Source organism: Achromobacter sp. K91, from assembly GCF_003576205.1.
Classification (GTDB): Bacteria; Pseudomonadota; Gammaproteobacteria; order Burkholderiales; family Burkholderiaceae_B; genus Achromobacter; species Achromobacter aegrifaciens.
Window position 1 is genome coordinate 62,507 of record NZ_QWFB01000056.1, and the last position, 12,964, is coordinate 75,470.

The window sequence follows — 12,964 nt, forward strand, 5'->3', positions numbered from 1 at the left end:
TCTATGTCAGCTTCATTGGTTTCAGTGGACAAGGCCATTTTGGTGGCCGGCGTCGGCAAGTTCCAGTATCGGCTATTCGTGATTTTTGGCCTGGTCTGGATGGCCGATGCCATGCAGGTGCTGTCGATCGGCTTCAGCGCGCCGTCGATCGCCAAGACCTTTGGCATTACGGTGCCGCAGGCACTGCAAAGCGGCACGTTTTTCTTCATCGGCATGCTGATTGGCGCGTTCGTGTTCGGACGCATGGCCGACCGCATTGGCCGCCGCCCTGTCCTGATGATTGCGGTGATCATCGACGCTTGCGCCGGCGTGGCGTCGGCCTTTGCGCCTGAATTCACCTGGCTGCTGTTCCTGCGCTTCCTGACCGGCATCGGCGTGGGCGGCACGCTACCGGTGGACTACACGATGATGGCCGAGTTCCTGCCCAGCGACCGCCGCGGCCGCTGGCTGGTGCTGCTGGAATCGTTCTGGGCCGTGGGCACCATTCTTCTCGCGCTGCTGGCGCTGGCGGCGACGTCGTGGGGCGACGATGCATGGCGCGTGATTTTCTTCGTGACCGGCCTGCCGGCGCTGGTCGGGGTGGCCTTGCGCTTCTATATCCCCGAATCTCCCATGTACTTGAACCGCAACGGCAAGTCGGACCGGGCGCGCAAGGTGCTGGAAAGGGTGGCGCGGGTCAACCGCCGCGATGTGGACATGCCCCACTTGCAGCCCGAGACGCCGGTGCATAAGTCCATGTTCGCGCTGTTCTCGGGCAACTATCGGCGCCGCAGTATCGGGCTGTTCCTTGCATGGGCGCTGATCTCCATCGCGTACTACGGCGTTTTTGTCTATCTGCCGGTGAAGCTCAGCACTGAAGGCTTCGCATTCATGCGCGGGCAGGAGTTCCTGGTGGTGCTGGCGCTGGTGCAACTGCCCGGCTTCGCGCTGTCCGCCTACGGCGTGGAGCGCTGGGGACGCAAGCCCACGCTGGTCGGATTCCTGTTGCTGAGCGCGGTGGGATGCATGCTGTACAGCCTGGGCACGTCGCCGTTCGTGGTGATCGGATCTACCCTGCTGATGAGTTTCTCGCTGCTGGGAACGTGGGGCGCCTTGTACGCGTTCACGCCGGAGGTGTATCCGACCGACCTGCGTGCCAGCGGCATGGGCATGGCGGGAGCCGTGGCGCGTTTCGGCGGACTTTTCGCGCCGGCCATCATCGCGCCCATCATGGCCAGCCACTTCACGCTGTCCTTGGCCGTGCTGTCCAGCATGCTGGTCGCAGGCGCCATCGCGATCTGGTCTGTCGACGTGGAATCGCGCAACCGCGCGCTGGACTGACCTTTGCCTGACGAACGGCGGCGAACAGTCAACCCTGTTCGTCGCCGTTCAGCATTTTCGTCAATAGATAGTTCAGCGCCAGGCGTTCGGCAGGATTCAGGTTGCCGTACGTGCTTTCCGTGATCTGCTTGGCGAACGGCTCCATCTGCTGCACCAGTTCCTGGCCGATGGGCGTCAGGTTGATGACGACTTTGCGGCGGTCGACGGGGTCATGGTCCACCTGGACCAGTTCACGCTGCTTGAGCCTGTCGACCACGCCGCGCACCGTGGCCTGGTCGATGACCGTGGCCTTGACCAGATCGGCCAGCGAGCTCGCGCCCTTGTCCCGCACCGAACACAGCACGACGAACTGCGCAGCGGTGAGTTGGGAATCGGGAATGTACTGCTGGAATAGGGCGGTATGCCGCTGGTACACGCGCCGCAGCAGGTGACCGACTTGATCAGAAAACAAATAGCCATCCGTATTGGACGAGGACTTGCCTTTTATATTGCGCATAAGCCTATCCGAAGCAATGCAATGAGCATCATGATTTTTGTCAACGGCACACGCATTGGACGTGCTGAACGTACGGACTGAGCACGGATTTTACTGTGATGCCGCCGGTTGGGCGTCCTTGCCGCCTCTATCCACATTGCAGCCAGGCGGCGACAATGGCAAGCATGGAATTTCCGATCGGGCCTGTACATGAACAATAGCGATGAGCCGCAGGGCGGCGGCGGCCGTCCCGATTCCTGGCGTTCATTCGCCTTTGCAAAAGCGCGCCTTTTGGGCGTGTGGCGCGAACTGATCCGGGTCAACGCCAGCGACCGGCCCTGGGAAATGCCCCTGGCCGCGGCCCTGTCCTCTGGGCTGCCCTTGCTGGTGGGTGCCTATTTCGGCCGCATGGACTACGGCCTGATGTCGAGCCTGGGCGGCATGGTGTTCCTGAGCCTGCCCAATTCCTCGCTACAGCACCGCATGATGATGCTGTTGGCGGCGTCCTTCGGCATGGTGGCCTGCTATGCGGTGGGCGCGCTGACGCAGTTCTGGCCTGCTGTCATGCTGGTGGCGTTGACCTTCATCGCCATGGTGGTGAACATGGTCTGCCGCTGCTACCGGCTGGGGCCGCCGGGCAGCCTGTTCTACATCATGGCGACTGCGATCGCGGCCTACACGCCGGGGAGCGTGGAAGAAATCCCCACACGTGTCGGCATGGTGGCCTTGGGCAGCCTGGTCGCGTGCCTGGTGGCGTTTGTGTATTCCCTGCACATGACGCGGGTCGCGCCGCCGCCGCCCGAAACCGCGTTGCCCAGGCCCACGTTCGACTTCGTGGTCTACGACTCCGTAATCATTGGCCTGTTCGTGGGCGTGTCGCTGTTGGTGGCCGAGTTGTTGCAACTGCCCCGGCCTTACTGGGTGCCCGTCAGCTGTTTGGCGATCATTCAGGGCGCGACCCTGATGGCGGCCTGGAACCGTCAGCTGCATCGCATCCTGGGCACCGCCGTGGGCTTGTGCGTGGCATGGGCCTTGTTGAGCCTGCCGCTGAACGTATGGACCTTGAGCCTGGTGATGATGGCGCTGTCGTTCGGCATAGAAACGCTGGTGGTGCGCCATTACGCCAGCGCCGTGGTGCTGATCACGCCCTTGACGATCTTCCTGGCCGAGGCGCCGCACCTGGGACAGGGCTATCCCGCGGCCGTCATCGAGGCTCGCTTCCTGGATACGGTGGTCGGCGCGTTCATCGGCGCCGTGGGCGCCGTGCTGCTGCACAACCAGCGCATCCGGCCGCGCCTGTCGCGCTGGATGCGGGCGGTGCTGCCCAAGCGCGTGAACTGACGGCGCCAGCCGCTACGCCCCGTTTCATCTCCGCCTGATCCACGGATCCGCCCCCGCGCTACGCGAGCCGGGCGAGGGGTCCCGCCTGCGCGTTTTCCCGGGCCGCATTGCTGTTGACACCCGTTGGGCCAGTCCCTATAGTTCGTTTTACACAGTCGTGTAAAAAAGAGGAGACAACATGGCATACATGGACAGCAGGTTCCTGGGTGAAACCGTTCCCGTCGTACCGGTGGAGGCGATGGAACGCGATTGCGTATTCCGCGCGGAAAACGAGGAAGGGTCCGATCTCTGTTTTCTCGATCAGCGCATTCCGCGGTATCAGCGGGAAATCATCAACGTGATCGGAATGGGTGTGACCGAGAACGTCAAGGAGTCCGCCCTGGCGCCGAAACTCGCCGGTGGCGCGCATGGCTTCGCAATCGCCTACGTGCGCGGCGTGCGTCGCGGCGATGGAGCAGCCCTGCATCGCCATCCCACGGAAGAAATATTCGTGGCGATAAGCGGTGCGTGGCGCGTGGTGTGGTTGGAGGGAGATGAGGAGCGATCCATCCTCTTGAACCAGGGCGACCTCGTGGCCGTGCCGCCCGGCGTCTTCCGCGGATTCCGCAGCGCCAACGACGACCAGAATTCGCTGTTGATGGCGATCGTCGGCGGCCCCGATGCCGGGCGCGTGGATTGGCATCCGTCCGTGATCGTCGAGGCGCGGGACACCGGGCTTTCGGTCGATGACCGCGGCAACCTGCTGATCAACTGAGCTGGGGTTCTCGCCGTTTCAATGCCGCCCGAAAGCGTGCATCGAGACGGCCTTTGAAACACCGGCAAACAATACTGAGGAAACCATGGCGCGCTGGCCTGAGCTGGATAGTTACATTGAAGATGCCGTCTCCTGGGGAGTGCCGCAACTCGCGGCGGCGGTGGTCGGGCCCGACGGGCTCATTTACCGAGGATCCCGGCAACAAGGAGCCGACGGTTCCCCAACCCGGTCGTCCGAGGCGCCAGCGGTTTACTGGCTGGCATCGATGAGCAAGCTGGTGACTGCCATCGCCGTTCTCCAGCTTTGGGAGCGGGACTTGTTGCAATGGGACGCGCCGGTTGCCACATGGTTGCCTGAGCTGGCGTCGCCGAGCGTGCTCGAAGGGTTTAGCGGGCAGGAGCCGGCGCTTCGGCCCGCGGCAAGCCCGATCACGCTACGCCAGTTGATGACGCACCAGTCCGGTCTGGCATATCCCATCTGGCAAAACGATATTGCGCGCTACATAAGTCAGCGCGGCATACCCATGCCGGGCAGCGGCAAGATCGAATCGTTGGCCTTGCCGCTGGTGTTCGATCCAGGAACCAGCTGGATGTATGGGATAGGCCTGGATTGGGCTGGCCAAATCGTCGAGCGCGTTTCCGGGAAAACGCTGGAGGATTACTTTCAGGAAGCGATCTTTCAACCGCTGGAGATGCGCGACACGAGTTTCCTCGTAAACGCCTCCATGCGTGAACGAATGGTCGATCTCATGTCCAGGGATGACACGGGCGCGATGGCTCCAGTAGAGCGATCATTCCCCACGCCCGAGACGTTCATGGGCGGATCCGGGCTGTACGGAACCGAAGATGATTTCTCCAAGCTGCTGACGGCGCTGCTGCGAGGCGGCGAGCTGGCAGGGCGGCGGATACTGCGCACTGAAACGGTAGCCCTGTTGCTGCAGCCTCAGGTAAGCGGGACGCACATCGGCATCCTGCGTACTGCGATGCCTCGCGTTGCGGCCGACGTCGACCTGCATGCCGGCGCGGAAAGCGGATGGGCGCTAGGCGGATTGGTCAATTTGCAGGTCGGCGCCGCCGGGCGCTCGGCGGGCAGCGTGGGATGGGCGGGCGCCGCCAATACGTTCTTCTGGATTGATCAGAAACGAGGCGTGGCCGTGCAGGTGATGATGCAGATGTTGCCATTCGCCAATCCCCTGGCGCTGAAGACCCTGGCGGGCGCGGAGGAACTGATCTGTGGAATTTTGGACAACCTGCCTGGTTGAGTGCCGTCAGCTGGACCGGGACAGCGACTCGAACACGCCCGCCGCAACGAAGTCCACGATATAGGCGACGCGTTGCTCCAGGTTCTTGGCCGCATCGCCTTCGGACAATCTGATGGCTTGCCGTGCGCTCACGCCCAGCGTCAGCAGCAAGGTAATCATCGATTGATAGGCGTAAGCGATGTCCGAATTCGATGCCTGTGGAAACACCTGGCGCAGCTTGCCGATGAACACGCGGGCCGAAGGATCGAAGTACTCCTTGATGATGCCGCGCTGTTCGCTCTCGGGGTCATAGTATTCGCGGGCAAGCAGGCGGATGAAGCGCGCGCCGCCGCGTTTTTTCGTCAGCAGCAGCGAAGGCGCCACCCAGACTTGCACCAGGGCATGAGTCCAGGCCCGCTTGTCTTTATCGGGGGAGATCAGTTCGATTCTGGACAGCCGCTCGTCGGTCACCGAGCGGTAGCGTTGCTCAAAAATGCTTCTGTAAAGAGATTCTTTGGTACCGAAGTAGTACTGGACTAGCGCCGAATTCACGTCAGCCGACTTCGAGATGTCTCGTATGGACACGCCGTTGTATCCGTGGAGGGCAAATAGCGACTCTGCGGCTAGGAATATCCTGTCCCGGCGCCGCGTTTCCTTGGTCAATTGAAGCTCCTCTTTGATGCTTCAAATTGTAGTGGATTTCCCCAGGGGGAACGGCATCGCGCGAGCAAGGGCGACGGGATCGGGATTAAACGATCAGGAGAAAACATGTACTTTCCCATGGCCGAACTCAGCGGCGATCAACGCAGCAAAATCATGCATTCGACCGTGCTTCCGCGGCCGATCGCATGGATCACATCCACCGACCCCGAAGGAAACGTCAACGCCGCGCCCTTTTCCTTCTTTAACGTGATCTCCGGGAACCCGCCGCTGCTTTGCGTCTGCATCGGAAAGAAGGATGGCCGTCCGAAGGACACGGCGCACAACATCGCCACGACCCGCCAGTTTGTGGTGAACCTTGTTTCCGGGGCGTTGGTGCATCGCATGGTGGCCACCTCCATCGAATTCGAACCAAAAGTGGACGAATCCGCCGAGGCCCAGTTGTGTCTGGCTGCGTCGCGGCTGGTGCAGCCGCCTCGTATCGAGGACAGCCCCGCGTCTTTCGAATGCCGGGTGCGCGAGCTGTTCGACATCGATGGGGTGCGCAGCCTGGTGCTTGCAGACGTGCTGGCCGTCCATGTGATGGATGCCGCCGTGCTCAATGCCGAGCGCATGCATTTCGATCCGAATCCCATGGATTTGATCGCGCGGATGCAGAACCCTGGTTGGTATGGCCGTATCGGGTCGGCCTTTCAGGTCGGCACGCCCAGCGTGGAACAATGGGATGCGATGAAGCGCGACGGAGACGCCAGCGCCTACCTGGAACGGCAGGCAGGCGATTAGCGAGGCATCGCGCCGTCAGGCCGGCCGCTTGACCAGCACCACCAACGCGATGCCGAGCAGGATCAGCACCGACGCCGTCACCAGGATTCCGGTCACGGGCTCATCCAGGAACAGGGTCCCGCCAAATGCCGTCAACACTGGCACGCTGAGCTGCACGGTGGCGGCGTGAGTCACTTTCAGGCCTTTGAGCGCCGCATACCAGACGACATAGCCCAGGCCCGAGGTCACCGCGCCGGAAGCCACAGCATATGCCACGCCCGCAGCGTCGTAGCCCACGCGTGAGCTCAGCCCGTGCAGCAGGAATAGCAACAATGCGACAGGGGTGGCGCGGATGAAGTTGCCCGCCGTCGCCGAGGCCGCGTCCCTGGCGCTGCGGCCCAGCAGCGAATAGGCGCCCCACGCGACGCCGGCCGCGATCATCAGCAAGGCGTGGAACAACGGCGGGGCGCTGACGCTGGGCAACATCAGGATCACCAGGCCGGCCACCGCCAGGCCTATGCCCAGCCCCTGCGTGATGCTCAGCCTCTCGCCGATGAAGAATCCGTACAGGATCATGCTGATCTGGATCGACGCGAACAGCAGCAAGGCGCCCGTGCCAGCCGGGATCTGGGTGTACGCATAGGCGAAGGCCACGGCATAGGCCAGCAGCGCCAACGCACCATGCCAATTGCCTTCCAGCGCCTTCGTCGGCTTGCGCAGGCGCAACACCAGCCACAGCACCAATGCGCCGGAAGCGATGCGGATGGCGACGAAGGTGGCTGGATCGATCGCGGTCTGCTTGAGCGCAAGGCGGCACAGCAGCGAGTTGCCGGCGAAGGCAAGCATGGAGAGCAGGGTGAGCGCGTACAGGCGGGGTGTCATGGCGCGGTGTTTCCCTTGGGCAGCGCTTCGGCGATCGTGTCCGGAAAAAGCGGGATGGAACGATGATCAGATCGTAGCGCGGAGTTTCGGCTGGCGGTTGGGATACGCGTGCGATTCGTCTCAGTGGGTACGTACTTTGGCCGAAGCTTTTGAGCTGAGGGCATGGGCGGCATGCTGCCACAGCGCGCCCACTGCCGCGGATTGCCGTCCAGCGGCAGAGCGCACCAGCCCGAACTCCCGGCGCGCCGCCGGGCTCAGCGGCAAGGCGCGCAACTGGCGCATGTCCGCGGGCAGCGTGGACTCGGGAACCACCGCGACCCCCATGCCCTCGCGCACCAGCGCGCAGGCGCTGGCCCAGTCGCGGACCGTGACGCGGATGTCGTTGAGTTCCAGTCCGGCCTTGCGCGCCAGGCTCAGGCCATTCACGGCGCAGCCGCCGGTCGCGAGAATGAACGGTTCATCGGCCAGCTCGGCCAGTGCGACGCCCCGCGACGACGCGCGGCGGCTGAGCGCATGCATGCCCGGCAGCAGCGCCATCCAGCGATCGCGGCCCAGGATCAGGGCTTGCCTTTGCGTTGCGGGGTTCATCACCACGCCCAGATCGATGGCGCCGCGCGACAGCCATTCCTCGACCTCTTCATCCGTGCCCTCCAAGGCCACCACCTCGATGCCGGGGTGGCGCAGCCGGAAGCCGTGCAGCAGGGGCGGCAGCAGCGTCGAGATGACCGAGGGAAAGCTGCCCAGCCGAATGCGGCCTTGGCTCAGTCCCTGGCTGTCGTCGGCCAGGGCGCGGATGGACTCCAGGTGAGACAGCATCGCGCGGGCGTGATCGATGACCTGTTCGCCCAGCGCCGTTACCGCCACTTCCTTGCGGGAACGGGTGAAGACCTGGAGCCCCAGCGACGCTTCCAGCTGCGCAATGGCCTGGCTGGCGCCGGACTGGGTGATGCCCACGCGCTCGGCGGCGCGGGAGATGTTGCCCGTGTCGGCCGTCGCGACGAGCAGGCGCCAATGTCCCAGGTTCAACATATTAAGTAGCTGAGCTAATGATAAGGAATTAGAGCATTAATTTTACTGATGCACCGTGGCGCGAGAGACTGCCCTCTGTTGTTTCCCGGAGATGCCATGAAGCTCTACTACGCCCCGCATACCTGCTCGCTGTCGCCGCACATCGTCTTGCGCGAACTTGAATTGCCCTTCGAACTGGTCAAGGTGAACAACCAGACCAAGCAGACCGCGGACGGCCGCGATTTCCGCACCATCAATCCCAAAGGCTATGTCGCCGCGCTGGAACTGGTAGATGGCGATGTGCTCACTGAAGGGCCGGCCATCGTCCAGTACCTGGCCGACCTGCGTCCTGGCATGCAGCTGGCGCCACCCAATGGCACGCGCGAACGCACGCGGCTGCAGGAATGGCTGAACTTCCTAACCAGCGAGATCCACGCAGGATCGGCGCCCTTGTTCCAGTCGGCCTTGCCCGAAGCCGCCAAGGCGCATTTCCGCGAACGGCTCTTCAAGCGCTTCGACTACCTGGACGGCACCCTGGCCGAAAGCACCTACTTGATGGGCGAGCAGTTCAGCGTGGCCGATGCCTATCTGTTTACCGTGCTGGGGTGGTGCAGGTTCTTCGCGACCGACCTGGATCGCTGGCCTTCCCTGGCGGCATACGCGGCCCGCATCGGAGAGCGCCCTGCGGTGCGGGCCGCGCTGCGCGCAGAGGCGCAGGGTTGAACGTCATGCGGCCACGGCAACGGATGCATTAGGCCTGTTGGCGCGTGGCCGCCAGCACGATTTCCCGCACGCAAACCCCGTCCGGCTGCGCATAGGCGTAGTGGATGGCGTTGGCCACGTCCTCGGCGGCCAGCACCTTGCCGCCCATCTCGGCCTTCCAGGCCTCGTAGCCCGTCTTGATGTCCGCATCGGTGGTATGGCCCAGCAGCTCGGTTTCCACGGCGCCCGGCGCGATGGTGGTCACGCGCACGTTGTGCGCCGACAGTTCCTCGCGCAGGTTTTCCGAGAGGCCGTGCACGGCGAACTTGGTGCCCACGTAAGCCACGTGATTGGGAAAGGTCTTGCGCCCGGCCACTGAACTGATGTTGATGATGCTGCCGCGCTTGCGTTGGACCATGCCGGCCGCGACCGCATGGACGCCGTTCAACACGCCTTTCACATTCACGTCCAGCATCCGGTCCCATTGGTCCGGGTCCTGGCGCGTGATGTCGCCCAACAGCATGACGCCCGCATTGTTGATGAGCGCATCGGCCGGCCCGAAGCGCGCTTCGCCTTGCTGCACGGCGGCGGCCAGCGCGGCGCGGTCGGTCACGTCCACGGACAGCGCCAGGGTGTCGGGCAGGTTCAGCGCCTGCATTTTTTCCAGCCGGCGGGCCAGCAGCAGTAGCGGGTGGCCGTGAGCCGAGAACAGGCCGGCGGTGGCCAGGCCGATGCCGGAACTGGCGCCCGTGATGATGACCAGCGGTTTCTTCATGGTTGACATGGTGGGCTCCTGATATCGGTTTTATGTATGCTTGAGTGATCGGAAATCATTCTATTCCCGGGGATTCTCCCTGAGAAATGGTTTATTCCTTTGGAAGAAATCGGAAAATCTTATGGATAGCCGCCAGCTCAAGGCCTTTGTCGCCGTCTTCGAAGAGCGCAACATCACGGCCGCCGCCCGTCGCCTGCACCTGAGCCAGCCGGCTCTGTCCGGCACGATCAAGAGCCTGGAGGACTTGCTGGGCACGCAATTGTTCGCACGCCAGGCGCGGGGCGTGGCCGTGACGGAGGACGCCCGCATCCTGTATCCACAGGCGCGGCGCATCCTGTCGCAGACGGACTCGATGACGCATCAGTTCCGCCATGGTTCGTCTGCGTCGCGCATCGAGATCGGCGTGGAGGCGGATATCGCAGGGCCGGACATCGCGGCCTTCATGCGCGCGGCACAGGAAGTCGTGCCGGGGCTTTTCGTGAATCTGCTTGAAGGATGCCAGGGCGATGCCCGACTGGCGACCGAAGACGAGCGTTGCGAGGACGAGCTGTTCTTGCCGCTGTCCGTCGACCCCTATGTGCTGGCCCTGCCCGCGGGCAGCGGCGCCGACGCGGCATTGCCGTGGATTGTGTGCCCGAGCCACCCGACGCATCAGCGCCTGCTGCCCTTCTATGGCGCCGGTGCAAATACGCCGGCCACGCACGCCGGATCGCTGCGCCTGGCCTTGGCGTTGACGGCCGCCGGCGCGGGCATGTGCGTGGCGCCGGAATCCCTCGCCCGTAGCCAGGCCGGCGTGGCGATCAGGCCGCTGGAAGGACTGGAGATGTCGCGGCGCATCGGACTTTGCTATGCAGTGCAATCGTTGGACAAGTCGGTGGTGGCAACGCTGGTGGAGCGGCTCGCGGATCCTGCGGTCCGGGCCAGGCATACAACATAGAGAAGCCTTTCAACGCCATCGATAGGCTGGGCCAGCCTGCAACTTCACTCGTTAAGTTGTAGTCTTGCGCCTTTCGCCAATAAACATGGCCGCGCTGCGGCCGATCAGGGAGGAGATAACTATGACAACGCGATCCGGCGCCAAGCTGGGCAAGGCGGTACTGGGGATGACGCTGGCTGCCGTGGCGTTTACCGCATCGGTTTCCAATGCGCAGGCGGATGACTACCCTTCGCAGCCGATCAAACTGATCGTGCCCTTTGCCGCCGGAGGCGGCAATGACGGGATCGCGCGTCTTCTGGGGCAGCTGCTGTCCGATGGCCTGAAGCAGCCCGTGGTGGTGGAGAACCGCCCCGGCGCAGGCGGCAAGCTGGGTGTGGAGCAGGGCCTGAAGGCAGCGCCCGATGGCTACACCCTGACCTTGATTTCCAATAGCTATTCCGTCAACCCCAGCCTGTACAAGCTGCCGTTCGATCCGGTCGAGGACATGACGCCGATCGGCATGATCGCGCGTGCGCCGTTCTTCGTATCGGTCAATCCCAGCGTGCCGGCGGATAGCTTGGGCGATCTGGTGGCTCTGGCCAAGAAGAAGCCCGGCGGGTTGACTTATGCATCGTCCGGCACGGGCGGCATATCGCATCTGGCGATGGAGGCCTTCTTGAAGACGGCCGGTATCACCATGGTCCATATCCCGTACAAAGGGTCCGCGCCGGCTCTGACGGACACGGTCTCAGGCCAGGTCAACGCGATGCTGACCACGGCCGGCTCGACCCTGCCTTACCGCGAGGACAAGCGCCTGAAGGTGCTGGCCGTGACCTTGCCGCAGCGCGTGTCCTCGGCGCCGGACATCCCGACGGTGCGCGAGGCTGGCGTGCCGTATGACGTGACGGTGTGGTACGGCATCATCGCGCCCAAGGGCGTGCCGCCGCAGGTGCAGGCCAAGCTCAACGCCGCGATCAATGCGGCTGTTGTCATGCCTGAGATGGCTGATCGTCTGAAGGCGACAGGGGAAGAGGCCGCGCCGGGTAGCCCGAAGGACTTTCGCGATCAGATCGTGAAGGAGATTTCTTTGTGGGGCGATGTGGTGCGCGAGGCGGGCGTGACGGTTAATTGATCGACTCGCGCGGAACTGGGCACAGGACTGTCAGCACCCCAAGATTGTTTACAGCGGTCCGTGCCCAAGTCGAACAAGAAAAAAGCCGCTGACGGTAAACGCCAACGGCTTTTTGAATTCTGGTGCCCGGGGCCGGACACCACAAACCCAATAGTTATGCGGCTTGCGAGGGTGTTTGGCGTAATGATGGCGTGCGCCGCCCGTCGGGTGCCTGCCGGCGCTCCTCGATCCATTCGAGGACCTCACCCCGGTCGTAGAGCTTCCGGCCCCCGATTCGAAACGCTCGCGGAAAGTCTTCGCGCGTGCAGATCCGATTACGCACGTGGGCTGGGTTCATGCCGCCGAGCAGTTCGGCGATCTTGTTGGTGTCGATCAGATCGCGCTCGGTCATGACTACTCCTTGTCGTCCCGTGCTTGGGAGCCACCAAGCACGCTAAGAAATTTCCAAACGATGGCGCCGGCGGTCGCAATGCCGACGCACGCCACGGTTGCTTCAGGCCATCCCATCACGGCTTCTCCTTCAATTCATCCAGCAGCTTCACCACGTCGGCATAGGCCCGCATGGCGCGCTGCTCGTCGATCTGGTCGGCCCCGAGGGTGTCGGCGCACTCGCGGAGCTGGGCCGCTAGGCGCTCCTCTGATGCGCGCAGGTTCCACGCGTTGACGGCGCTTTCCTCGCTGTAGTGACCGACGAATCTGCTGCCCATCTGCGCGCCGCAGCGATCACGGCAATGCACCGAATGACGGCGGATGTCATCGTCGCCGGTCTTGTAGGTCGCAAACGCTTCGGACCCGCAGAACGGGCAACGTTTCAGCTCATTCATATACGGCGCCTCCGTCCTTGTGGTCGGGGTGGGCCCGGGCGCATAGGGCCTCGTACTGGTCTGCACCATATGCCTCATGCGCGTAGGTGGTCGGGAAGGCTCCGCGTGTGCCCTGGTCAACAATCACGTAGTGACAGGTGTATCCGGAGCTGGGAGCCGCAGGTATTCGCTTC

15 protein-coding genes are annotated in these 12,964 nt (G+C 63.4%); 8 read left to right on the top strand and 7 right to left on the bottom strand.

What is annotated here, in order from left to right; all coding sequences use genetic code 11:
• Positions 1-3: 3 nt before the first annotated feature.
• A complete protein-coding gene (locus tag DXK93_RS27115; RefSeq protein WP_119451707.1) occupies positions 4-1,320 on the top strand; it encodes an MFS transporter in 1,317 nt (438 codons plus the stop codon).
• Positions 1,321-1,348: 28 nt separating this feature from the next.
• On the opposite strand, the gene DXK93_RS27120 is transcribed toward DXK93_RS27115, so the two are convergent.
• Positions 1,349-1,816, bottom strand: coding sequence for a MarR family winged helix-turn-helix transcriptional regulator (locus DXK93_RS27120; RefSeq protein ID WP_054458885.1), 468 nt, complete (start codon positions 1,814-1,816; stop codon positions 1,349-1,351).
• Between the two features lie 189 nt (positions 1,817-2,005).
• On the opposite strand from DXK93_RS27120, the gene DXK93_RS27125 reads away from it, so the two are divergent.
• From DXK93_RS27125 to DXK93_RS27135, 3 genes are all read left to right on the top strand, one after another.
• Entirely contained in the window at positions 2,006-3,136 is a 1,131-nt protein-coding gene (locus tag DXK93_RS27125) for an FUSC family protein (RefSeq protein WP_054458887.1), read from the top strand.
• Positions 3,137-3,314: 178 nt separating this feature from the next.
• Positions 3,315-3,890: a cupin domain-containing protein gene (locus tag DXK93_RS27130; RefSeq protein ID WP_119451708.1), complete on the top strand. Its 576-nt coding sequence runs from the start codon at positions 3,315-3,317 to the stop codon at positions 3,888-3,890.
• A gap of 85 nt (positions 3,891-3,975) precedes the next feature.
• On the top strand, positions 3,976-5,151 hold the full coding sequence (locus DXK93_RS27135) for a serine hydrolase (RefSeq protein WP_119451709.1): 1,176 nt from the start codon (positions 3,976-3,978) through the stop codon (positions 5,149-5,151).
• A 6-nt stretch (positions 5,152-5,157) separates the two neighbouring features.
• On the opposite strand, the gene DXK93_RS27140 is transcribed toward DXK93_RS27135, so the two are convergent.
• Positions 5,158-5,793, bottom strand: coding sequence for a TetR/AcrR family transcriptional regulator (locus DXK93_RS27140; protein ID WP_125470277.1), 636 nt, complete (start codon positions 5,791-5,793; stop codon positions 5,158-5,160).
• A 105-nt stretch (positions 5,794-5,898) separates the two neighbouring features.
• On the opposite strand from DXK93_RS27140, the gene DXK93_RS27145 reads away from it, so the two are divergent.
• Positions 5,899-6,573, top strand: coding sequence for a flavin reductase family protein (locus DXK93_RS27145; RefSeq protein WP_119451711.1), 675 nt, complete (start codon positions 5,899-5,901; stop codon positions 6,571-6,573).
• A gap of 15 nt (positions 6,574-6,588) precedes the next feature.
• On the opposite strand, the gene DXK93_RS27150 is transcribed toward DXK93_RS27145, so the two are convergent.
• Positions 6,589-7,434: a DMT family transporter gene (locus DXK93_RS27150; RefSeq protein ID WP_119451712.1), complete on the bottom strand. Its 846-nt coding sequence runs from the start codon at positions 7,432-7,434 to the stop codon at positions 6,589-6,591.
• Positions 7,435-7,554: 120 nt separating this feature from the next.
• Complete coding sequence (locus DXK93_RS27155; protein WP_054458891.1) at positions 7,555-8,463, bottom strand: LysR family transcriptional regulator; 909 nt, start codon at positions 8,461-8,463, stop codon at positions 7,555-7,557.
• Positions 8,464-8,559: 96 nt separating this feature from the next.
• On the opposite strand from DXK93_RS27155, the gene gstA reads away from it, so the two are divergent.
• Positions 8,560-9,165: a glutathione transferase GstA gene (gene gstA / locus DXK93_RS27160; protein WP_119451713.1), complete on the top strand. Its 606-nt coding sequence runs from the start codon at positions 8,560-8,562 to the stop codon at positions 9,163-9,165.
• 28 nt (positions 9,166-9,193) lie between these two features.
• Here the strand turns inward: gstA and DXK93_RS27165 are convergent, their stop codons facing one another.
• Entirely contained in the window at positions 9,194-9,928 is a 735-nt protein-coding gene (locus DXK93_RS27165; RefSeq protein WP_199728337.1) for an SDR family oxidoreductase, read from the bottom strand.
• A gap of 112 nt (positions 9,929-10,040) precedes the next feature.
• Here DXK93_RS27165 and DXK93_RS27170 point away from each other — a divergent pair, with 112 nt between their 5' ends.
• Positions 10,041-10,856 (top strand): LysR family transcriptional regulator, encoded by an 816-nt coding sequence (locus DXK93_RS27170; protein ID WP_119451714.1) that lies wholly within the window; start codon positions 10,041-10,043, stop codon positions 10,854-10,856.
• 121 nt (positions 10,857-10,977) lie between these two features.
• Entirely contained in the window at positions 10,978-11,967 is a 990-nt protein-coding gene (locus DXK93_RS27175; RefSeq protein ID WP_119451715.1) for a tripartite tricarboxylate transporter substrate binding protein, read from the top strand.
• Positions 11,968-12,121: 154 nt separating this feature from the next.
• Here the strand turns inward: DXK93_RS27175 and DXK93_RS27180 are convergent, their stop codons facing one another.
• Positions 12,122-12,358, bottom strand: a complete 237-nt coding sequence (locus DXK93_RS27180; RefSeq protein WP_119451716.1) for an AlpA family transcriptional regulator — start codon at positions 12,356-12,358, stop codon at positions 12,122-12,124.
• A gap of 115 nt (positions 12,359-12,473) precedes the next feature.
• Entirely contained in the window at positions 12,474-12,791 is a 318-nt protein-coding gene (locus DXK93_RS27185) for a Lar family restriction alleviation protein (protein WP_158598579.1), read from the bottom strand.
• Positions 12,792-12,964 lie beyond the last annotated feature (173 nt).

Excerpts from the sequence above, each read along its gene's own strand:
- DXK93_RS27115 (WP_119451707.1), top strand. The coding sequence starts at position 4 with ATGTCAGCTTCATTGGTTTCAGTGGACAAGGCCATTTTGGTGGCCGGC.
- DXK93_RS27120 (WP_054458885.1), bottom strand. The coding sequence starts at position 1,816 with ATGCGCAATATAAAAGGCAAGTCCTCGTCCAATACGGATGGCTATTTG.
- DXK93_RS27125 (WP_054458887.1), top strand. The coding sequence starts at position 2,006 with ATGAACAATAGCGATGAGCCGCAGGGCGGCGGCGGCCGTCCCGATTCC.
- DXK93_RS27130 (WP_119451708.1), top strand. The coding sequence starts at position 3,315 with ATGGCATACATGGACAGCAGGTTCCTGGGTGAAACCGTTCCCGTCGTA.
- DXK93_RS27135 (WP_119451709.1), top strand. The coding sequence starts at position 3,976 with ATGGCGCGCTGGCCTGAGCTGGATAGTTACATTGAAGATGCCGTCTCC.
- DXK93_RS27145 (WP_119451711.1), top strand. The coding sequence starts at position 5,899 with ATGTACTTTCCCATGGCCGAACTCAGCGGCGATCAACGCAGCAAAATC.
- DXK93_RS27150 (WP_119451712.1), bottom strand. The coding sequence starts at position 7,434 with ATGACACCCCGCCTGTACGCGCTCACCCTGCTCTCCATGCTTGCCTTC.
- DXK93_RS27155 (WP_054458891.1), bottom strand. The coding sequence starts at position 8,463 with ATGTTGAACCTGGGACATTGGCGCCTGCTCGTCGCGACGGCCGACACG.
- gstA (WP_119451713.1), top strand. The coding sequence starts at position 8,560 with ATGAAGCTCTACTACGCCCCGCATACCTGCTCGCTGTCGCCGCACATC.
- DXK93_RS27165 (WP_199728337.1), bottom strand. The coding sequence starts at position 9,928 with ATGTCAACCATGAAGAAACCGCTGGTCATCATCACGGGCGCCAGTTCC.
- DXK93_RS27170 (WP_119451714.1), top strand. The coding sequence starts at position 10,041 with ATGGATAGCCGCCAGCTCAAGGCCTTTGTCGCCGTCTTCGAAGAGCGC.
- DXK93_RS27175 (WP_119451715.1), top strand. The coding sequence starts at position 10,978 with ATGACAACGCGATCCGGCGCCAAGCTGGGCAAGGCGGTACTGGGGATG.
- DXK93_RS27180 (WP_119451716.1), bottom strand. The coding sequence starts at position 12,358 with ATGACCGAGCGCGATCTGATCGACACCAACAAGATCGCCGAACTGCTC.
- DXK93_RS27185 (WP_158598579.1), bottom strand. The coding sequence starts at position 12,791 with ATGAATGAGCTGAAACGTTGCCCGTTCTGCGGGTCCGAAGCGTTTGCG.